Origin of the sequence: Pseudomonas sp. PDM17 (genome assembly GCF_014851985.1) — a bacterium.
Classification (GTDB): domain Bacteria; phylum Pseudomonadota; class Gammaproteobacteria; order Pseudomonadales; family Pseudomonadaceae; genus Pseudomonas.
On record NZ_JACVAT010000002.1, the window covers coordinates 210,855 to 230,551 of the forward strand.

Genomic DNA, 19,697 nt, shown 5'->3' on the forward strand with positions numbered 1-19,697 from the left:
GGTTGTGCGCGGTCGACTTGCAGGAGCTGGCCATGCCTGCGACAGGCCCAGCACATAAGCATCAGGATGGAGTCATGTAGGGCGAATAACGCCTGAGGCGTTATCCGCCGGCACTGGCGCATAACCCGTTCCGGGTTATGCGCCCTACGTTGCTGAGCGCTCTTCGTAGGCTGAACTCCTGTGCTGGCTCAATGGAAATCCCGACTCCGCACATCCAGCCCCTCCAGTAGCTCACTCAGGTCCGTCAGCCTCCCGGCGATCACATGGCGCACGCCGTCCTTGGCTTCCAGGGTGCCGTCCACCTGCATCAGGCGGGCACTGAGGAAGGGGCGGCGCTGCTGTTCGGCGAGGTCGCGCCAGACGATCACGTTGATCATGCCGAACTCGTCTTCCAGGGTGACGAAGGTGACGCCGCTGGCCGTGCCGGGGCGCTGGCGGCCGACGACCAGGCCGGCGACGCGCACCGGGCGGTCGGCTTCCAGGCTGGCCAGTTCCCTTGAACTGCGGCAGCGACGGGCCTTGAGGGCACCGCGCAGCAGGGTCATGGGGTGCGGGCCGAGGGTGGTGCCAAGGGTCGCGTAGTCGGTGAGCAGGTCTTCGCCGCGGCTGGGCAACGGCAGGCTGACCGGCGCTTCCTCGGTAGCCTGGCCGGCGAACAGCGGCAGCTGCGGCTCGACCCCGGCGATCGCCCAGCGCGCCTTGTGCCGGTGGCCGGCGAGGCCGCGCAGGGCGCCGGCGTCGGCCAGCTGTTCACGGGCGCGGCCGTCGAGATGGGCACGCAGGCAGAGGTCGGCGACATCGGCGAAGGGGCGTTGCTCGCGCGCCCGGGCCACGGCGTTGGCGACGTCCTCACGCAGCCCGCGCACCATGCGCAGGCCGAGGCGGATCGCCGGCTGGCGTTCGGCGATAGGTTCCAGGATGCAGTCCCAGTGGCTGTGGCGCACGTCCACCGGGCGAATCTCCAGGCCGTGGCGGCGGGCGTCCTGCAGCAACTGGTCGGGGCTGTAGAAACCCATGGGCCAGCTGTTGATCAGCGCGCAGGTGAAGGCCGCCGGCTCGTGGCATTTCAACCAGCAGCTGGCGTAGGTGAGCAGGGCGAAGCTGGCGGCGTGGGATTCGGGGAAGCCGTAGCTGCCGAAGCCCTTGATCTGCTCGAAGATGCGGTCGATGTATTCCTGCTTGTAGCCCTTCGCGCCCATGCGTTCGGACAATCTCTGGCGGTGCGGCTCCAGCCCGCCATGGCGTTTCCAGGCAGCCATGGAACGACGCAGTTGGTCGGCTTCTCCGGGCGTGTATTCGGCAGCAACCACCGCCAGCTCCATCACCTGTTCCTGGAACAGCGGCACGCCCAGGGTGCGTTCGAAGATCGGGATCAGCTCTTCGTGCGGGTACTCGACCTTTTCCTCCTTGTTCCGCCGGCGCAGGTAGGGATGGACCATGTCGCCCTGGATCGGGCCGGGACGGACGATGGCCACTTCGATCACCAGGTCGTAGAAGGTTTCGGGCCGCAGCCGCGGCAGCATGGCCATCTGCGCGCGGGACTCGATCTGGAACACGCCCACGGTGTCAGCGCGGCTGATCATTTCGTAGGTCTTCGCGCACTCCTGCGGCAGCGTCGCCAGGGTCCACTGCTGGCCACGATAGCCGGCGACCAGGTTGAAGCAGCGGCGCAGGGCGCTGAGCATGCCGAGGGCGAGGACGTCGACCTTGAGCAGGCCGACGGCGTCGAGGTCGTCCTTGTCCCACTGGATCAGGGTGCGCTCGGGCATCGCCGCATTCTCCACCGGCACCAGGGTTTCCAGTGGCTGCTGGGAAATGACGAAGCCGCCGGGGTGCTGCGACAGGTGCCGGGGGAAGCCGACCAGTTGCCCGGTCAGGGCCAGCACGCGGCGCAGGATCGGGCTTTCCGGGTCGAAGCCAGCCTCCAGCAGGCGCTCGGGCGGCGGCGCCTCGCGGCTCCAGGCGCCACAGCAGTCGGCCAGCGCGCCGACCTGGTCCGGTGGCAGGCCCAGCGCCTTGGCCACGTCGCGCACCGCGCCGGCGCCGCGGTAGGTACTGGCCACGGCGGTGAGCGCGGCACGGCTGCGGCCGTAGCGCTGGAACACGTACTGGATGACTTCCTCGCGGCGGTCGTGTTCGAAGTCGACGTCGATGTCTGGCGGCTCGTTGCGCTCGCGGGAGATGAAGCGTTCGAACAGCAGCCTGGCCTTGGACGGGTCCAGCTCGGTGATACCGAGGGCGAAGCAGACCACCGAATTGGCCGCCGAGCCGCGCCCCTGGCAGAGGATGCTCTGGCGACGGGCGAAGGCGACTATGTCGTGGACGGTGAGGAAGTAGCTGTCGTAGCCCAGCTCGGCGATCAGCTCCAGCTCGTATTCCACCTGCGCGCGCGCCTTCTCGGTCTCGCCGTCCGGCCAGCGGCGCCGGATGCCTTCCTCGGTCTTCTCGCGCAGCCAGGAGGTGGGCGTATGGCCTTCGGGTACCAGTTCGCGCGGGTACTGGTACTTCAGATCGCTCAAGTCGAAGGTGCAGCGCCCGGCGATCTTCAATGTCTCCGCCAGCAGTTCGGCCGGGTAGATCGACGCCAGCGTCTCCCTCGGCCGCAGATGGCGTTCGCCATTGGGATAGAGGTGCTGGCCGGCCTCGTGCACCGGCAGGTGCTGGCGGATGGCGGTCATGCAGTCCTGCAGGGCGCGGCGGCCACGGGCGTGCATGTGCACGTCACCGCAGGCCACGGCGGGAATCTCCAGGCGTGCGGCCTGTTCCTGCAGGCGCCGCAGCTTGCCGGCGTCGTCCGGGCCCTTGTGCAGCTCGACGCCCAGCCACAGGCGCTCGGGGAAAAGCCCGCGCAGCCAGCGGCCGTCGTCGTCCTGCTCGTCTCGCGGCAGCCAGATCGCCAGCAGGTGGTCGAGGTTGCCGTCGAAGTCCGTGCGTACCAGGCGGTAACTGCCTTTCTCGGCGCGGCGGCGGGCGTGGGTGAGCAGGCGGCAGAGGTTCTCGTAGCCGGCCAGGTTCTCCGCCAGCAGCACCAGCTTCGGGCCTTGCTCGATGCTCAGTTCGCTGCCGGTGATCAGCGCGATCTCGTGTTTCTTCGCCGCCTGCCAGGCGCGGACGATGCCGGCCAGGCTGCATTCGTCGGTGATCGCCAGTGCCCGGTAGCCGAGCTTCTTCGCCCGCTCGAAGAGCTCGGCGGCGCTGGAGGCGCCGCGCTGGAAGCTGAAGTTGGACAGGCAGTGCAGCTCGGCGTAGCCGATGCTTTCACTTTCCGCACTCATGCGAACCAGCCGTGCAGCAGCAGCGGGCCGTCGTCGCCCACCGGGCGGAACACCCAGGCGTGCTGACCGCTGCGGGTGCGCACCTGGTAGTAGTCGCGGCGGATGTCCTCGCCGTCCCACCAGCCGGATTCGATGCGCTCGGGGCCGGCCAGCAGGGCCGGGGCGGACTCGCGCAGCGGCTGGGGCTCGGCCAGGAGCCAGCCGGGGCGCGGGGCCTCGATGATGGCTTGCAGCGGCGTCGGGCTGCCATGCCAGGCGCGCTCCGGGCGATGGTCGGCGCGGCCACCGAGGCTATGCACAGAGTCGTCGCCCAGGCGTGCGCGCAGGCGTTCGCGCAGCTGTTCCCAGGGCAGCGATTGTTGCGGGCGGTCGTCGAACAGCTCGCGGTGCTGCGGCACGAAGGCCGGCAGGTCGTCGGCCAGCAGCCGCACGCTGTGCACCGGGGCGCGCAGTTGCAGTTGCTCCAGGCGGCCACGGGTCAGCTCGAAGAGCATCGTCGCCTCGCGTTCGGCGCTGAGCAGGCCGACCGGCATCAGCGTGTCGCTGCCTTCGTGGTGCTCCAGATGGAGGACGAAACGCTGCACGCCGCTGTCGCGTCCGGCGAGGAAGGCGGCGAGATCGGCGGTCAGGCGGCGCAGCGGGAACAGCAGCGCCTGGGTGGACTCCACGTCGAAGTTCAGCTCGATACGCGATTCAAAACAGTCCGGCGGCCGGTAGAACTCCAGGGCCAGCGGGCGCTGGCCGAGCAGGGTGTCGACCTGTCGCAGCAGCTGTGGCGGGAAGCGCCGGGCCAGGCTTTCGCGCGGCAGGGCGAGCAGTTGCTGCAGGCTGCGCAGGCCCATGCGCCCCAGCGAGGTGGCGGCGTCGCGCCCCAGGCCCAGGCGCTCCAGCGGCATCCTGCCCAGGTACTGGCGCAGCTGCTGGTTGTCGTGGATCGCCAGGCCGTCGTGGCCGTTGGCGAGGATGCGCGCAGCGGCCGGGTTGGGCGCGGCGGTGATGCGGTGGCGGAAGCCCAGCCCGTTCAACTCCTCGCGTAGGCGTGCCTCGAAGCGCGGCCAGGGGCCGAACAATTGCAGGCTGGACTGCACCTCCAGCAGCAGTGCGCGCGGGTAGTGCTGGCTGACCTGCGAGCTGAAGCCATAGGCCCAGGCGGCCAGCAGGTTCTGCCAGCGCTGCACCTCGCCCAGGTCGTACTCGGCGGTGGCGAAGTCGCGGCTCAAGGCCTGGGCGGCGGTGAGCGATTGGCCGGGCTTGAGCCCCAGCGCCAGCGCGGCTGGATTCACCGCCTGCAGCACGCGGCGCTGGGTCGGCCCGGCGAGCAGCGCCAGGGCGGCGTCCGGCTCGGGACGGCCGCGCAGCACGCCGTCCATTGCCAGCTGAGGCAGGAGAATGCAGGCCCAGAGCATGGTCAGTGCCAGGGCAGCGGGATGGGCCGCGCCGGCGCCAGGCCACCCCGGCACTTGAGCACGCGCAGCTGCGTCGGATTGGCGTCCAGCGCCAGGCGCAACGCGGCGGGCGACGGATTGACCGCTTCGCGCTGCGGGCGGTAGGCGATGGCCAGGGTCTGCCCGGTTTCGGCGGCCACCTGCAGGCGGCGCAGGGCACGGTCATCGGCCTGCTGCGGCCAGCACAGCACAGCACCACAGCTTCCCGAGCGCAGGCACTGTTCGGCGGCCCAGAGCGCATCGCGACCGCTCGCCTGGATGATGGCGAGCTGCTCCAGCGCGACGCCGGCGGCCTGCCAGGCGGCCGGGTAGGGGATGTGGGGTGGTGCGACCAGCACGATGCGCTCGCCTGCTGCACTGAGTCGCGCGAGCGTCGGCCAGACCAGTTGCAGTTCGCCAGTGCCTTCGGCAGCCAGGAGGATTTCGCTGAGCGCCGCTTCCGGCCAGCCACCGCTGGGCAGGGCGGCGTCCAGCTCCGCATGGCCGGTGGGCTGCTGGCTGGGCGGCAGGCCTTGCGGTTGGCCCTTCCAGACCTGCCGCTGGTGGAACAGGGTGTCGAGTGCGACGACGCTACCCATCACGGCCTCCCAGCCGGCGAACGGCGACGGTCATGCGCCCGGCGGCAGGACCGGGGGAGGGAGATGAGGTGAAGGGGCATGGGATGACTCGGATAATACTGTATGTATATACAGTTTATCCGGTGGGAAGGCGCCGTCAATGGCGGTTGGACTGACGGACGTTGGGACTCACTGTAGGAGCGGGCCCTGACCGCGACCAGAGTTTCCGCTCGCACCTGCATCACGGCGGAGCACGGACGTAGGAAGGGAGGAGCACCACCCAACGGCTTACAGCAGCAGATACCCCTGCGGCGCCTTGAATCGCGGCGGATCGGCGATGAACTTCAGCCGCTCCGGCTTCCACCACCCCGGCAGCAACCGCCGCACCGCTGGCTGGTTGAAGCGGTCGTCGAGCAGGTAGATCACCCCCGAATCCGTCGGCGTGCGGATTACCCGGCCCGCCGCCTGGACGACCTTCTGCAAGCCGGGGAACAGGTAGGTGTAGTCGTAGCCGTCGCCGAACATCCCCTGCATGCGCTGCTTGATCTCTTCGTTGACCTCGTTGACCTGCGGCAGCCCCAGCGTGGCGATGAAGGCGCCGATCAGGCGCTCGCCCGGCAGGTCGATACCTTCGCCGAAAGCGCCGCCGAGCACGGCGAAACCGATGCCGCGCGAGCCAGTGGTGAAGCGGTCGAGGAAGGCCTGGCGCTCCAGTTCGTTCATGCTGCGCGACTGTGCCCAGTGCGGGATGTCCGGGTGCTCGGCGGTGAAGCGGTCCAGCGCCTGTTGCAGGTAGGCGTAGCTGCTGAAGAAGGCCAGGTAATTGCCGGGACGGGCACGGAACTGCCGCGCCATCAGGGTGCTGATCGGCGTGAGGCTGGCCTCGCGGTGCTGGTAGCGGGTGGACAGGTTGCTCAGCGCGTGGACTTCCAGCTGTTCGGCGTGGAAGGGTGACTCCACTTCGCGCCAGCCGGTGTCTTCGGGCAGGCCGAGCAGGTCGGCGTAGTAGTGGGCCGGGGTCAGGGTGGCGGAGAACAGCGTGGTGCTGTGGGCCACCTTGAAGCGCTCGGCGAGGAAGGGCGCCGGCACCACGTTGCGCAGGCACAGGGTCGAGAGTGCGCGGCGCGCGCTGACGTCGTGGCGGGTGATGTCGAACAGCGAGTGCGGTCCGTAGGCCTCGGCCAGCCGGCAGAACAGCATGGCGTTGAGATAGAAGCTCAACAGCTCGGCCTCGTTGCCGGTGGGCTGGTCGGTGAGGTGGTCCGTGATGGCGCTGACGGCCTTCTGCAACGCGGCGATGAACAGGTCGGGGATGGTCGGGTAGATCTGGTAATCGACGTCCTGGTCCTGGTGCAGCTGGTTCCAGTGCCGGCCGACGCGCTCCAGCGCACTTTTCAGCTTGGCCGGGGCGACCTTGCGCAGGGCGTTGAACTCGCCCTGATCCAGCTCGGCGCTGTACATGCCTCGCCCGCGTTCGATGAGGTTGTGCGCCTCGTCCACCAGCAGGGTGACCTTCCAGTCGTTGAGCACGGTGAGGCCGTAGAGCAGGGCGGTCATGTCGAAGTAGTAGTTGTAGTCGCCCACCACCACGTCGGACCAGCGGCACAGCTCCTGGCTCAGGTAGTACGGGCAGACCTGGTGCTCCAGTGCCACCTTGCGCACCGCCTCCTGGGTCAGCCAGCACTGCTTGAGCGCGGCCTCACGGGCGGCGGGCAGGCGGTCGTAGAACCCCTTGGCCAGCGGGCAGGATTCGCCGTGGCAGGCCTTGTCCGGGTGCTCGCAGGCCTTGTCGCGGGCGACGTGTTCGAGCACTCGCAGCGGCTGGGCGGCCTCCTGCTGACGCAGAGTCGCCAGGGCGTCCAGCGCCAGGCGCCGGCCGGGGGTCTTGGCGGTGAGGAAGAACAGGCGGTCCAGCTGCTGGCCGGGGAAGGCCTTGAGCTGCGGGAACAGCGTGCCGAGGGTCTTGCCGATGCCGGTGGTTGCCTGCGCCATCAGCGTCTGGCCGTCGCGGGCGGCGCGGTACACCGACTCGGCAAGCATGCGCTGGCCCTGGCGGAAATCGGCGTAGGGGAAGCGCAGCGTCTCCAACCCCTGGTCGCGCTCGACGCGGTGGGCACTTTCCTGCTCGGCCCATTGCACGAAGCGCTGGCATTGCAGCTCGAAGAAGGCGCGCAGCTCGGCGGCGGCGAAGCGCTCGCGGAACTCGGTTTCCTTCTGGGTGACGACGTTGAAGTAGACGACGGCGAGATCGATGGCGTCGATCTCCAGGGTCTGGCACAGCAGCCAGCCATATACCTTCACCTGCGCCCAGTGCAGCAGCCGGTGGTTCTGCGGGATGCGCGTGACGTCGCCGCGGTGGGTCTTGATCTCTTCCAGCAGGTTTTCGTTCGGGTCGTAGCCGTCGGCGCGGCCGCTGACCACCAGCCCCGGATATTCGCCGCGCAGCGGCAGTTCGGCGATGTAGCCCAGGCCACGCCGAGAGACCACCGTGGCGTGGCCGGCCATGCCTTCCTGGGCGGTGGGGGCGGGGGTGAAGCGCAGGTCGAGGTCACCTTCCTTGGCGGTGAATTCGCAGAGCGCGCGTACGGCGATGGCGTAGCTCATTCGACCTCGCCCGCCTCGCCCTGCCAGCGCACGTAGCAGACCTCCACCGGCATGCCGTGCTCGGCGCAGAAGGCCAGCCAGCGCTTCTGGTTGTCCTGCAGGCGGTCACCGGGGCCTTTCACCTCGATCATCCGGTAGCGCGCCTTGGCGGGCCAGAACTGGATCAGGTCGGGCATGCCGGCGCGGTTGGCCTTCGGGTCGGCCAGCAGGCGCTCGAACCACAGCTTCAGGTGCGCCGCCGGCAGGCAGTGCAGGGCCTGCTCCAGCAGGTTTTCGTCGAGCAGCTCCCAGTGTACGAAGGGCGAGAGGATGCCGGACTTGGCAACATAGGTTTCGCGGACGGCTGCGAGATAGGCGTCGCTATCCAGCAATGCCAGGCGTGTGGCGAAGGCTTCCGCGCGGCGGCTGACGAAGTCGCTGCGGTTGAGATCGCTGGGCCCGACCTGGAAGGGGTGGAAGAAGGCGCCGGGCAGCGGGGCGAAGATCACGTCCCAGCAGAGCAGGCCGAACAGGCTGCAGATCAGCGCGTTCTCCACGTAGTACACCGGCGCTTCGTCCTCGTGAAGCACGGCCTGCACGGCGAATTCGACGTTGACGTCCGGGCGCGGCAGCTCCAGGTCGATGCGCAGCGGCGGCGCGGCCTTGGCGGTTTTTTCCTTTGGCAGCCCGAGCTGGCGGACCAGCCGGGTCAGCGCACGCTCGACCAACTGCAGCTCGCCGTCGCTTTCCGGCACGGCCAGGGCGGTTTGCACCAGCGCGTGGGCTTCCTCGAAGCGTTGCAGACGTTCCAGCACGCGAATCTGCCGCTGTCGCGAGCCCCCGGCGGCGGTGCGTTGGTAAAGCGCCAGGGCGGCGTCCAGCTCACCTTCGCGCTCCAGCTGGTAGGCCATGCGGTACAGCAGGCGGTCGTGGCGGGCTTGCAGATAGCTGTTGTCGCTGTGGAAGTCACCCAGTTCGGCCAGCAGCTCGGCGATGGGTTCGCCGGTTTCGAAGCGCACCGCGCCGTTCCACAGGTGGATGTAGGCCTCAAGGTCATCGCGGCGGCGGAAGGCTCGGGAGTCGGCAGTGAAAGGGACGGTTTCGTAACGGAAGATGCCGAGGTCGGCAAGGACGAATTCGGACCAGTCCTGCTGCAGGTTGCCGAAGAACAGCAGACGCAGGCGATCGCACAACGGCGTTGCCATCAGCGTGTAGAGGTGGTCGAGCTCCGGGTACCAGCCGGCGAAGGGTTGTACCTGCTCGTGGTAGGCCTGCAGGTGCTCGTAGAGCTCGGCCTTCTTCAGCGCGCCGCGCGGCAGGTCAGCGCGGAAGCGCGCGAGCAGTTCGTCCTTGAGCAGCAGTGGCAGCAACTCTTCCAGCGCGAGAGGGTAGGCATCGTCCAGCCAGCCCAGTTCCAGCAGCGGCGCGGCGGCGCTGGGGATGTCGCCGATCTCCGCGTAGCTCAGCTTGCCGGCGCGAAAGTGCGGCCCCTTGCGCATCACCAGCCGCACCAGCAGCGCCCGCGACGGCAGCGGCAGCGCGCGGAAATCGGCGATGAACCGGGCTTCCTCGGCGTCAAGCAGGTCGGCGTAGCGTTCGTCGATCCAGTCGAGGGCGCGGTGGAAGTTGGTCAGGTAGTAGAGGCTGGGGTCGAGCGGCACGGACATCGGTTGGCACTGGTTTTACATACAGTGGCAAGGATGGCGTGATGGGGGCCTGGCCGCAAGGGTTGGCACGGCCTTTCATCGGGATATGTCCGACATCGGCCGAGGGACGCTTTTGTAGGATGGGTGGAGCTTGCGATACCCATGCGGTGGGGTGCGCAGGATCGATGGGTATCGCTTCGCTCCACGCCATCCTACGGAAGCTCTTCACGCCCCACGTTGTTTCACCGGATCAGTCCAGGCGGAACACCAGCGCCTTGAGGCCGCTGTCTTCCTCGATGTCGGCAAACTCCGGCGGGTTTTCCAGGCGTTCGATGAAGCGCAGCTGAGGCGCCTCGGCGGCCATGCCACGGAGCAGGAAGTCCACGCCGATGCCTGGGTCGTTCACGCAGGCCAGCACGGTGGTGCCGGCGCCATCCAGCAGTTCCGGCAGGCGGCGCAGGACGCGGGCGTAGTCCTTGTCGAGGACGAAGCTGCCTTTCTGGAAGCTCGGCGGGTCGATGATGATCAGGTCGTACGGGCCGGATTTCTTCACCTTGCCCCAGGACTTGAACAGGTCATGGTCGAGGAAGCTCACCTTCGACAGGTCGTGGCCGTTCAGGCGGTGGTTGTCGCGGCCACGACTGAGGGCGGCACGGGCCATGTCGAGGTTGACCACCTTCTGCGCACCGCCGGCCATCGCCGCCACGGAGAAGCCGCAGGTGTAGGCGAACAGATTGAGCACGCGCAACCCGGCGGAGTTGGCCTGCACCCACTGGCGGCCGTAGCGCATGTCGAGGAACAGGCCGTTGTTCTGCTTGCGGCCCAGGTCCAGCTGGTAGCGCAGGCCGTGTTCGCTGATCTGCCAGCCGTCGAAGGCTTCGCCGTGGAGCACTTCCATGGTGCTTTCCAGGGTGTAGCGGTGCTGCAGCATCAGGCTGCGGGCGCCGGTGGCGCGCCAGATGTCGCCCTGTGCCAGTTCCAACAGCATCGCCCGCAGCGCGCTCAGCTCGTCTTCGCCCGGCTCGCGGAACAGCGACACCAGCAGCACGCCTTCCAGCCAGTCGGCGGTGACCTGCTCCAGCCCCGGCCAGCGGCGGCCACGGCCATGGAACAGGCGGCGGGTTTCCGCAGGGACGGGGTTCAGGGCGGTGAGCAGTTGCTCGCGAAGGGTGGCGATGGCTTCGGTGTTCATCTATCCGGTCTTTCTGAATTCAGGCGATGGGAGCAATTCGGGGCGGCGATTCTACGCGCTCAGGCGCCGTGGCGCTGCACCTGCAGTTTTTCCTCCGGGCGCGGGGCGACGAAGTAGCGGTTGAGCGCCTCGTAGCCGGCCGGGTCCAGCGGCGCGGCCAGTGGGGCGATGGCATGGCGCGCCAGCAGGCGGCTGCGGCAGGTGGCCGGGTCGACGTCGAGAAAATGCAGGCAGTGCGCCGCACCGGCCTGCTGCGCCAGGTCGATCAGCCAGCGGCGGTCGGCCAGGGTGTTGGCGGGGATGTCCAGCACCACGCTGGTGCCGGCGCGGAGCAGGCCGACCACGTGCGGGCCCATGACCTTGCGCACGCGGCGGGCGTAGAGCTGGTAGTCGTCGGGGTTGCTGATGCCCCAGGGGAATAGCTCGGCCAGCCACTGCTCCTCGGCCAGCATCACGGTGCCCGGTGCCTCGGCCAGTTCGCGGGCGAGGCAGGATTTGCCCGACGCCGCCTTGCCGCACAGCAGGTGCAGCGTGCCTGTCTGTGTATTCATGTGGTGGCCTCCAGCAGGTCGGTGCCGTAGGAGTTGTCGACCGCGCAACGCCAGGCGCCGTCGGTTTCGCGGCGGAACACGTAGGTGGCGCGGCGGCTCAGCTTGCCGTGGCTGGTGTCGAGGAGGGTCTGCGCGACCACCAGGGCGGTGTCGCCGGTTTCGAGGATGTCCAGGCGGCCCTGGCGTACCCGCAGGTTGTGCCCGAAGTGCTCGGCGATGGCGACGAAGGCCTGGCGGATCTGCGCCTTGCCGCGTGCCAGCAGGCCGGGCTTGACCACCAGCAGGGCGTCTTCGGTGTAGAACCCGAGCAGCGCGTCGAAGTCCTCGCGACCGATGGCCTCGTCGGCGGCCTGGATGAGCGCTTGCAGGGGATGCAGTGCCGCAGAAAGAGTAGGGGAAGGTGCCTGGTCCATCAGTGTCTCCTCGATCGGGAGCCTCGGACGGCGGGCATTAAAAAACCCGCCGGGAGGCGGGTTTGGTTGTTCGCGGAATGCGCTAACCCACCATCGGAGCGATGGTGGTAATAATCTGCTGGAAGGTGGGATTGGCGGCATTCATGGCTCAGAAGCTATCAGAAGTTTCATACGTCGCGCCAGCGCTCTTTTTTGCTGGCGGCATGGCATGATCGCGCCGCGCCATGGTCTGAGCACCATGCCTTTCTCCACGCTGTAGCGGAGTCTTTTCATGCCATCCCCCCTCGCAACCCGCTTCCTGCACGCTCTGGCGCTGCTCGCCGGGTTGGCCGCGTCCGTCGATGCCCTTGCCGCGACCTGCCCGCCGGGGCAGCGCCAGGTCTGCCTGGACACCTGCACCTGCCTGCCGGACCTGGGCGCGGTGCTCGGCCCGGTGCTGTCGGATACCCGCAAGATGGCCGCCCAGGCGCTGGGCGTGTGGCTACAGCAGTCCCGCGAGCAGGCGGCGCAGGGCGGCACCGAGCCGATCCCGCTGGAGATCCGCGCCCAGTTGCAGCCGTATTTCTCCGACGACGTGCTGATGGCCGCGCGCTATTCCACCGGTGCGCTGGACGAGCTGAACGCTGCCCAGGCGATCATGCAGAACCCTGATACCGAGGCGGTCACCCTGGTGGACGTGATCGTCTTCCGCAGCGAGGACGACGCGCAGAAGGACGTCGCCCTCTGGGCCCACGAGCTGTGGCACGTGAAGCAGTACCAGGAGTGGGGCGTGCAGGGCTTCGCCACTCGCTATTCCGAGGACTTTGACGCCGTAGAGGCCCCGGCCTACGAGATGCAGCGCCGGGTCGCCAAGGACCTGCGCGATGGCAAGGTCACCGCACAGCAGAACTGACCTCAGCGGCTGGCGCTGGCCTCCGGCGCCGGCGTGCCACCGCCGAGCGCCTTGCACAGGGCGATCAGCGTCAGGCGCAGCTGGGTATCGCTGTCCACCATGTCGCGGCGCGACTGCAGGAACGCGCGCTGGGCGTCCAGCTCCACCAGGAAGTCGGTCATGCCGCCGGCATAGCGCGCCTTGGCCATGCCATAGGCGACGTCGCTGCTGTGCAGTTTTTCCTGCAGGCGCTGGTTGCGCTGGCGTTCGGCTCCGTAGTGGGTCAGCGCGTCGTCCACTTCCTGCCAGGCCTTGAGCACGGTCTGCTGGTAGGACACCGCCGCTTCCTGCTGCTCCAGCTTGCGCAGGTTGATCTGCGAGCGCCGCCGGCCGTTGTCGAAGATCGGCAGCGACAGGCTCGGCCCGACGCTCCAGGTGCGGCTGCCCCAGTCGCTGAACTTGCCGTCGTCGGCGGACTCGTAGCCGAAGCTCGCGCCCAGACGAATGGACGGGTAGAGGTCTGCCACGGCCACGCCGATGTTGGCGGTGGCGGCGTGCAGCTGGGCCTCGGCGGCGCGGATATCCGGGCGACGGCGGGCCACTTCCGACGGCAGGCCGAGGCTCAGGTCGGGCGTTTGCGCAGTGGTCTGCGCAACGGGTTTCAGGTCATCGCGCAGGCTGCCGGGCTCGGCGCCGATCAGCACGCCGATCTGGTTGATCGCCGCGCTCTCGCTGGCGTGCAGCTGCGGCAGGCTGGAGCGCAGGTCGGCGAGCTGGCCGCGCTGGCGTTCGACGTCGAAGTCGTCCACCAGGCCGCCGTCGGCGCGCACCTGGATCAGCTGCAGGGATTGCTCGGTAGCGACAATGTCCTGATTGGCCACGGCGATCTGCTGCTGCACGCCGCGCAGCTCGAAGTAGGCGCGGGCCAGTTCGGCCGAGACGCCCAGTCGGGTCTCCTCGAACATAGCCAGCTGCGCCGCCACGCTGGCATCGGCGGCTTCGATGGAGCGGCTCACTCGTCCCCACAGGTCGGGCTCCCAGGAGGCGTCGAAACCGGCCTGGTAGAGGGTGAAGGGCTGCGCCAGCACCTTGCTGATCTCGTCGCTGCTGGCGCCGGGGGCGATGCGCTGGATCATCAGCGCGTTGGCGCCGTTCTCGCTCATGCGCTGGCGGGTCACGCCGCCTGAGGCGTTGACGTCCACGCCACGCTGCGCCGCCACCATCTGCCGCTGCATGCGGCTCTGGGCGAATCGCAAGACAGCGCTGTTGAGGTCGGGGCTGGCCTTGTCGGCGCGGCGTTGCAGGTTGTTCAGCACCGGGTCGTTGAACAGCGTCCACCAGTCTTCGCTGAGGTGGACATCGCCCTGGGCGGGGTGCAACTGCGCATCGCCCGAGTGCGCGGCCTGCCAGCTGGCCGGCGCCTGGTTTCGCGGCGCTTCGTAGTCGGGGCCGACGGCACAGCCGGCGAGGCCGGTGCCGAGCAGGGCGAAGGAGACGAGGCGATACGTGCGGTTCATCGATGGCACCTTTTCAGAATTGCACCTTTTCAGATTCGCTGGGCGCTAGTCATCGGACGAGCCCTCGAAACGCCGTGCGACGTAGCCCAGCAGCAGGCCTGCGGCAATGCCGACGACGCCCAGCGTCAGGCCCATGGAGCGGTTGCTGACCATGCCGACGTTTTTCACATGGGTCGGCAGGCCAAGCAGGCCGATGAAGAACAGCATCGCCAGCGACAGGGCGGTCAGGTAGATGCCGCCGGCTCTCCAGGTGTCGGTCGGGATGCCCTTGCGGCGGCAGTACAGGTAGCCCAGCCCGAACGGCAGGGCGAGTTGGGTGACGGCGAAGATGACGAACTGGCTGGTTTCGCTCATGGGCGGCGGCTTCTGAAGTGGGGTTCCGGGTGAGGGTATTGCATCGCGGGGCCATCTCCAGTGATCGACTACGCAAGCCGGTGGCGGAACAGCCACGAGGCGAGCGGCAGGGTGACGGCGGCCACCACCAGCATGGGAATCAGGTTGTGCCAGACATCGGCCAGGGTCGCGCCTTCGAGGTAGACCCGCTGGATCAGGTCGATGCCGAAGCGCAGCGGGTTGGCGTAGGTCACCACCTGCAGGAATTCGGGCATGTTGCGCACCGGCGTGGCGAGGCCGGAGAGCAGTGTCAGCGGCATGATCAGCACGAAGGTGTAGAGCATTGCCTGCTGCATGTTCAGCGACACCGCGCTGATCGACATGCCCAGCCCGACGCAGGCGATGGTGAACACCGTCAGCCCTCCGTAGAGGTTGAGCAGCGAACCGGCCATGGGTATTCGGAACCAGAACAGCGCCATCAGCAGCACCAATGTGGCCTGCAGCATACCGATCAGCAGAGGCGGAATGGCCTTGCCGAGCATGATCTCCAGCGGCGTGTAGGGCGTCACCAGCAACTGGTCGAAGGTGCCCTGTTCGCGTTCGCGGGCTACCGAGAGCGCGGTGAGCATCAGCGTCTGCATCATGCTCAGGGTGGCGATCAGCGCCGGGATCAGCGGCCAGCGGGTCTCCAGGTTGGGGTTGTACCAGGAGCGGCTGACCACGCTGATGGGCGCCGAGGCCAGGCCCTGTTCCTGGTTGAACTGCCCGACCACCACGGCCAGCCCGGCAGCGGCGGAGCCGGCGGTGTTGGAGTTGCGCCCGTCGAGGATGACCTGGATCGGAGCCGGGTCGCCCTGCGCCAGGCGGGTCTGGAAGTCCGACGGGATATGGATCACCAGCAGGGCCTTCTGCTCGTCGATCACCGTCTGGATTTCCTCCACGCGGGTCAGCGTCGCCACCCGGTGGAAGATACCGCTGCCGTCCAGGCGCGAGGCGAGGCGGGTGGAGGATTCGCTGTGGCTCAGGTCGAGGATGGCGTAGGGCGCATCGTTGAGGTCGAAGGTCACCGCGTAGCCGAACAGCACGCTCTGCATCAGCACCGGCGCCACCAGCACGATGCGGTTGGCCGGGTCCTTGAGGATCACCAGCAGTTCCTTGCGCCACAGGTTGAGGATGCGCCAGAGAAATTCCATGGGATTCAGTCCAGCCGCTTGCGCGTCACCATCCGCGCCAGGCTCAGCAGGGCGACGGCGTAGGCGACGAGGATGGCGCAGTTCTTGAAGATCATCGGCCAGAAGTCGCCGGCCAGGAACAGGGACTTCACCAGCTCCATGAAGTAGGTCGCCGGCAGCAGGTTGCCGATCACCCGAATGGCGGTGGGCACGTTGCGCAGGTCGAAGATGAAGCCCGACAGCATCATCGCCGGCAGGAAGCTGGCGAGCAGGGCGATCTGGCTGGCGAGGAACTGGTTCTTGGTCACCGCCGAGATCAGCAGGCCGATACCCAGCGCTACCAGCATGTAGAGCATCGAGGCGATCACCAGCACGACGAAGGAGCCGTAGATCGGCACGTCGAACAGGAAGCGCGCGGCGAGCAGGCACAGGGCGAGGCCGATCATGCCGATGCCGAAGCAGGGGATGATCTTCGCCAGGAGGATTTCCACCGGCCGCACCGGCGTGACGAACAGCGCCTCCAGCGTGCCGCGCTCCCATTCGCGAGCCATCACCAGAGCGGTGAGGAAGGCGCCGACCAGGGTCATGATCAGCACGATCAGCCCCGGCACCAGGTACCAGGTGCTGGTGTTGGCGGCGTTGAACCACATGCGCTGGACGATGGTGACCGCGCCGCGCTGCTCCGTGGATTGGGCCGTGCCGCCGGCGCTGCGGTCGGCCTGCTTCTCGCCATAGCCGGCCAGGGCGCTGCTGACGTAGGTGGAGACGCTGGCGGCGCGGGTGGCATCCGAGCCCTGCACCAGTACCTGGACCTGCGCGTTGCCGTCGTTCAGGCGGCGGGTGAAATCGGCAGGGAACTGCACCAGCGCGTCCACCTCGCGCGCCTTCATCAGCGCCTCGCCTTCGGCGAAGGAGCGCACCAGGTGAGGCTCCAGGTACTCGGTGCGGCTGATCCCGGCGGCCACGTCGCGGGCCACGGGGGACGGGTCGTCGAGGACGATGGCGACGATGGCGCGCTTCACGTCCAGCGACAGGCCGTAGCCGAAGATCAGGATCAGCGCGATGGGCAGGCCGATGCCGATCAGCAGGTTGCTGCGGTCGCGCACCAGTTGCCGCACCTCTTTGCGGGTCAGCGAGGCGAGGCGCCGCCAGAAGCCGCCGGCGCTCATGCCGCGCCCCCCTTGGCTGGATGGCGGTTGCTTTCGACGCGATTGCTCTCAAGGCGATTGCTTTCAACGATCTGGATAAAAGCCTGCTCCATGTTCAGCGTGCTGCCCTTGCCCCCGGCCTGTTCGCGGACTTCCTGCGGGGTGCCCATGGCCAGCAGCTTGCCGGCATCCTGGATGACGATGCGGTCGCAGTACTCGGCTTCTTCCATGAAGTGGGTGGTGATGATGATGGTGGTGCCCGACGCCGCCAGCGCCGTGATGCGCTGCCAGAAGCCCCGGCGGGCGAGGGGGTCGGCGCCGCTGGTGGGTTCGTCGAGAAAGAGGATTTCCGGTTCGTGGAGCAGGCCGACCGCCATTGCCAGGCGCTGCTTGAAGCCGCCGGGCAGCTGGCCGCTGGGCGAGTCCTCCTGGCCGCTGAGGTCGAACTGCCGGGACACCGCGTCCATACGCTGGCTCAGGCGCTTGCCGCCCAGGCCATAGGCGCCGCCGAAGAAGCGCAGGTTCTCGGCGACCGAGAGGTTGCCGTAGAGGGAGAACTTCTGCGACACGTAGCCGACCTTGCGCCGCGCCTGGGCCCGCGCGTGGCGCAGGTTGACCCCGGCGACCTGCAGCGTACCGCTGGTGGCCGGCAGCAGCCCGCAGAGCATGCGGAAGGTGGTGGTCTTGCCGGCGCCGTTGGGCCCGAGCAGGCCGAAGATTTCCCCCCGGCGTACGCTGAAGCTGGTGCTGGCGACCGCGGTGAAGTCGCCGAATTTGCGCACCAGGTCCTTCACTTCGATCACCGCTTCGTTGCTGTCGTCGTGACGGCGTGTGCCGGCCTTGAGCGATTCCATGTCGACGGCTTCGGCATCGCTGCGGGCTCGCAGGAGGAACATGAAGCCGTCTTCCAGGCGCGCGTCCACCTGGCGTACCGGTGCGCCGTCGAGCATCTGCTCAAGCTTGCCCTGGTCGGCGTCCGGCTGGCGGATGAAGCGCACCTCGCCGGACTGCGGCACCGCGTCGACGATGTTCTGGTGGTCGTCCAGCAGCCGCGCCTGCAGGGTGCGCGCGGGCTCGTCGGCGGGCGGGGTGGCGATGAAACAGAGGTTGTCGGCGTGTTCGCGGATCGACGCCGGGTCGCCCTTGGCCATCAGTTGGCCCTGGTGCAGCAGGAAGACTTCAGCGCAGCGCTCGGCTTCGTCCATGTAGGAGGTGGAGACCAGCACGCTGAGCTGCTCCTGCTCGATCAGCTGCTGGATGATCTCCCACAGCTCGCGGCGCGACAGCGGATCGACGCCAACGGTGGGCTCGTCGAGCAGCAGCAGGTCCGGCGAGCGCACCAGGGTGCAGGCCAGGCCCAGCTTCTGTTTCATGCCGCCGGAGAGCTTGCCCGCCGGGCGATCGGTGAAACGTGCCAGGTCGGTCATCTCCAGCAGGCGCTGGTAGCGCTCCTGGCGCTCCTTGTGCGGCACGCCGTGGAGGTCGGCGTAGAGGTCGAGGTTCTCCTGCACGCTCAGGTCCTCGTAGAGGCCGAAGCGCTGCGGCATGTAGCTGATACGGTCCTGCACCTGCTGCGGGTGGGCGTGGACGTCCACGTCCAGCACCGTGAGCGTGCCGGCATCGGCCTGCAGCAACCCGGCGACCAGACGCAGGAAGGTGGTCTTGCCGGCGCCGTCCGGGCCGACCAACGCGGTGAGCTGGCCGCGCGGGATGTCCAGGCTGATGTCCTTGAGCGCCTGCACGGTTTTTCCCGACTCCTTCACGAGGAACTGCTTGGACAGGCCCTCGGCGCGGATTACCGGGCCGTCGTTGCGTGCTCCCTGATCCAGGGCCATCAGTGCGGCTCGTCGGCGAAGCGCACCGTGGCCGGCATGCCCAGGCGCAGGCGGTTGTCCGGGTCGGCTACCAGCACGCGCACCTCGTAGACGAGGCTGGTGCGCAGCTCCTCGGTCTGCACCGATTTCGGGGTGAACTCGGCCACCGAGGAAATGAAGCCGATATGGCCGTCGATGGCCTGGTCCGGGTGGCTGTCGGTGAACACCTGGGCTTTCATGCCGGGCTTGATGCGGCCCAGGTTGGTTTCGCTGACGTAGGCGCGAATCCATTTCGGATCGGTCAGCGCCAGGGAGTACACCGGGCGCTGCGGCGAGGCCATGTCGCCGGGTTCCAGCAGGCGCGAGCGCACGGTGGCATTCTGCGGCGCCTTGAGGTCGGCTTCGTCGAGGTTGTGCTGCAGCAGCGCCACGTCGGCGCGGGCGGCGGCAAGCTGCGCCTCGGCCTGGGCGATGTCTTCCGCGCGCGGGCCGATCTGCGCCAGGCGCAGGGACTTCTGCCGGTCTTCCAGCTCGGCCTGGGCGACCTTCTGCTGCGAGGTGGCGCTGTCGATGTCCTGCTGGCTGACGGCGCGACCACCGGGGCTGTTGGCGCGGATACTTTCCAGCCGGCGCAGCTGGGTGTTGGCGAGGTCGAGCTGGGCGCGGGCGGCCTTGTCCTGGGCTTTCGCCCGGTCAATGTCCTCGGGGCGCGAGCCGTTCTTCAGGCGCAGCAGGTTCTGCTCCTGGGCGGCAATCTGTGCCCGGGCCTTGTCGATCTGCAGGCGCAGGGCGCGGGTGTCCAGGCTCGCCAGCACGTCGCCGGCTTTGACCACGTCGCCTTCCTCGACATTCATCTTCGCGATGCGCTCGCTGCCGGTGAAGGCCAGCGACACCTGACGGATGTCCACGTTGCCGTAGAGCACCAGGCGTTTGTCATCACTTTCGCGGGACTGCAGGTACCACCACAGTCCGCCCCCCAGCAGCAGCGCAACGAGCGCCACCAGCACCAGCTTCTTAGGCATCGGCCCATCCCTGATTCATGACAGCCCGGTGAAGGATAGACAGTTATTCGCCCCAGGACCCTGACGCGGGCCGCTACCCCGCGTCGCAGAGCCTGCCCTTCGTCAGCTGCCGTGCCGCGACGGGCGTCGCCTGTTAGCGTGGAGAGACATCCCAATGG

15 protein-coding genes are annotated in these 19,697 nt (G+C 68.1%); 1 reads left to right on the forward strand and 14 read right to left on the reverse strand.

Annotated features, from left to right (window positions below; translation table 11 throughout):
- Positions 1-188: 188 nt before the first annotated feature.
- The 8 genes from IB256_RS06835 to IB256_RS06870 all read right to left on the reverse strand — a co-directional run bounded on the left by IB256_RS06835 (position 189) and on the right by IB256_RS06870 (position 11,662).
- On the reverse strand, positions 189-3,275 hold the full coding sequence (locus IB256_RS06835) for an error-prone DNA polymerase (RefSeq protein WP_192401807.1): 3,087 nt from the start codon (positions 3,273-3,275) through the stop codon (positions 189-191).
- Positions 3,272-4,681 carry a Y-family DNA polymerase gene (locus IB256_RS06840; RefSeq protein WP_192401809.1) on the reverse strand — a complete coding sequence of 470 codons (1,410 nt, stop codon included), beginning with the start codon at positions 4,679-4,681 and terminating at the stop codon, positions 3,272-3,274. Before IB256_RS06840 ends, IB256_RS06835 begins: the two co-directional genes overlap by 4 nt.
- Positions 4,682-4,683: 2 nt before the next feature.
- Positions 4,684-5,298 (reverse strand): translesion DNA synthesis-associated protein ImuA, encoded by a 615-nt coding sequence (gene imuA / locus IB256_RS06845; protein ID WP_192295241.1) that lies wholly within the window; start codon positions 5,296-5,298, stop codon positions 4,684-4,686.
- Positions 5,299-5,565: 267 nt separating this feature from the next.
- Positions 5,566-7,881: an ATP-dependent DNA helicase gene (locus tag IB256_RS06850; RefSeq protein WP_192401811.1), complete on the reverse strand. Its 2,316-nt coding sequence runs from the start codon at positions 7,879-7,881 to the stop codon at positions 5,566-5,568.
- Positions 7,878-9,527, reverse strand: a complete 1,650-nt coding sequence (locus IB256_RS06855) for a VRR-NUC domain-containing protein (protein WP_192401813.1) — start codon at positions 9,525-9,527, stop codon at positions 7,878-7,880. Before IB256_RS06855 ends, IB256_RS06850 begins: the two co-directional genes overlap by 4 nt.
- A 229-nt stretch (positions 9,528-9,756) precedes the next feature.
- Positions 9,757-10,698 carry a class I SAM-dependent methyltransferase gene (locus tag IB256_RS06860; RefSeq protein WP_192401815.1) on the reverse strand — a complete coding sequence of 314 codons (942 nt, stop codon included), beginning with the start codon at positions 10,696-10,698 and terminating at the stop codon, positions 9,757-9,759.
- A gap of 59 nt (positions 10,699-10,757) precedes the next feature.
- Positions 10,758-11,249, reverse strand: a complete 492-nt coding sequence (locus IB256_RS06865) for an AAA family ATPase (RefSeq protein ID WP_081516829.1) — start codon at positions 11,247-11,249, stop codon at positions 10,758-10,760.
- A complete protein-coding gene (locus IB256_RS06870; protein WP_192295245.1) occupies positions 11,246-11,662 on the reverse strand; it encodes a YybH family protein in 417 nt (138 codons plus the stop codon). The genes IB256_RS06865 and IB256_RS06870 overlap by 4 nt, the downstream gene beginning before the upstream one ends.
- Positions 11,663-11,933: 271 nt before the next feature.
- Here IB256_RS06870 and IB256_RS06875 point away from each other — a divergent pair, with 271 nt between their 5' ends.
- On the forward strand, positions 11,934-12,554 hold the full coding sequence (locus IB256_RS06875; RefSeq protein WP_192295246.1) for a DUF4157 domain-containing protein: 621 nt from the start codon (positions 11,934-11,936) through the stop codon (positions 12,552-12,554).
- Between the two features lie 2 nt (positions 12,555-12,556).
- On the opposite strand, the gene IB256_RS06880 is transcribed toward IB256_RS06875, so the two are convergent.
- The 6 genes from IB256_RS06880 to IB256_RS06905 form a co-directional block, all read right to left on the reverse strand.
- Positions 12,557-14,050 carry an efflux transporter outer membrane subunit gene (locus IB256_RS06880; protein WP_192401817.1) on the reverse strand — a complete coding sequence of 498 codons (1,494 nt, stop codon included), beginning with the start codon at positions 14,048-14,050 and terminating at the stop codon, positions 12,557-12,559.
- Between the two features lie 45 nt (positions 14,051-14,095).
- Positions 14,096-14,404 (reverse strand): hypothetical protein, encoded by a 309-nt coding sequence (locus IB256_RS06885; RefSeq protein ID WP_192401819.1) that lies wholly within the window; start codon positions 14,402-14,404, stop codon positions 14,096-14,098.
- A gap of 68 nt (positions 14,405-14,472) precedes the next feature.
- Complete coding sequence (locus IB256_RS06890) at positions 14,473-15,576, reverse strand: ABC transporter permease (RefSeq protein ID WP_192401821.1); 1,104 nt, start codon at positions 15,574-15,576, stop codon at positions 14,473-14,475.
- A gap of 5 nt (positions 15,577-15,581) precedes the next feature.
- On the reverse strand, positions 15,582-16,724 hold the full coding sequence (locus tag IB256_RS06895) for an ABC transporter permease (protein ID WP_192401823.1): 1,143 nt from the start codon (positions 16,722-16,724) through the stop codon (positions 15,582-15,584).
- Positions 16,721-18,538 carry an ATP-binding cassette domain-containing protein gene (locus IB256_RS06900; RefSeq protein WP_192401825.1) on the reverse strand — a complete coding sequence of 606 codons (1,818 nt, stop codon included), beginning with the start codon at positions 18,536-18,538 and terminating at the stop codon, positions 16,721-16,723. Before IB256_RS06900 ends, IB256_RS06895 begins: the two co-directional genes overlap by 4 nt.
- Entirely contained in the window at positions 18,538-19,539 is a 1,002-nt protein-coding gene (locus IB256_RS06905) for an HlyD family efflux transporter periplasmic adaptor subunit (protein WP_192401827.1), read from the reverse strand. Before IB256_RS06905 ends, IB256_RS06900 begins: the two co-directional genes overlap by 1 nt.
- Positions 19,540-19,697: the final 158 nt, after the last annotated feature.

Bases quoted from the DNA above. Each gene is read 5' to 3' on its own strand.
- IB256_RS06870 (WP_192295245.1), bottom strand. From the start codon at position 11,662: ATGGACCAGGCACCTTCCCCTACTCTTTCTGCGGCACTGCATCCCCTG.
- IB256_RS06890 (WP_192401821.1), bottom strand. From the start codon at position 15,576: ATGGAATTTCTCTGGCGCATCCTCAACCTGTGGCGCAAGGAACTGCTG.
- IB256_RS06895 (WP_192401823.1), bottom strand. From the start codon at position 16,724: ATGAGCGCCGGCGGCTTCTGGCGGCGCCTCGCCTCGCTGACCCGCAAA.
- imuA (WP_192295241.1), bottom strand. From the start codon at position 5,298: ATGGGTAGCGTCGTCGCACTCGACACCCTGTTCCACCAGCGGCAGGTC.
- IB256_RS06860 (WP_192401815.1), bottom strand. From the start codon at position 10,698: ATGAACACCGAAGCCATCGCCACCCTTCGCGAGCAACTGCTCACCGCC.
- IB256_RS06865 (WP_081516829.1), bottom strand. From the start codon at position 11,249: ATGAATACACAGACAGGCACGCTGCACCTGCTGTGCGGCAAGGCGGCG.
- IB256_RS06900 (WP_192401825.1), bottom strand. From the start codon at position 18,538: ATGGCCCTGGATCAGGGAGCACGCAACGACGGCCCGGTAATCCGCGCC.
- IB256_RS06835 (WP_192401807.1), bottom strand. From the start codon at position 3,275: ATGAGTGCGGAAAGTGAAAGCATCGGCTACGCCGAGCTGCACTGCCTG.
- IB256_RS06850 (WP_192401811.1), bottom strand. From the start codon at position 7,881: ATGAGCTACGCCATCGCCGTACGCGCGCTCTGCGAATTCACCGCCAAG.
- IB256_RS06840 (WP_192401809.1), bottom strand. From the start codon at position 4,681: ATGCTCTGGGCCTGCATTCTCCTGCCTCAGCTGGCAATGGACGGCGTG.
- IB256_RS06855 (WP_192401813.1), bottom strand. From the start codon at position 9,527: ATGTCCGTGCCGCTCGACCCCAGCCTCTACTACCTGACCAACTTCCAC.
- IB256_RS06885 (WP_192401819.1), bottom strand. From the start codon at position 14,404: ATGAGCGAAACCAGCCAGTTCGTCATCTTCGCCGTCACCCAACTCGCC.
- IB256_RS06905 (WP_192401827.1), bottom strand. From the start codon at position 19,539: ATGCCTAAGAAGCTGGTGCTGGTGGCGCTCGTTGCGCTGCTGCTGGGG.
- IB256_RS06880 (WP_192401817.1), bottom strand. From the start codon at position 14,050: ATGAACCGCACGTATCGCCTCGTCTCCTTCGCCCTGCTCGGCACCGGC.
- IB256_RS06875 (WP_192295246.1), top strand. From the start codon at position 11,934: ATGCCATCCCCCCTCGCAACCCGCTTCCTGCACGCTCTGGCGCTGCTC.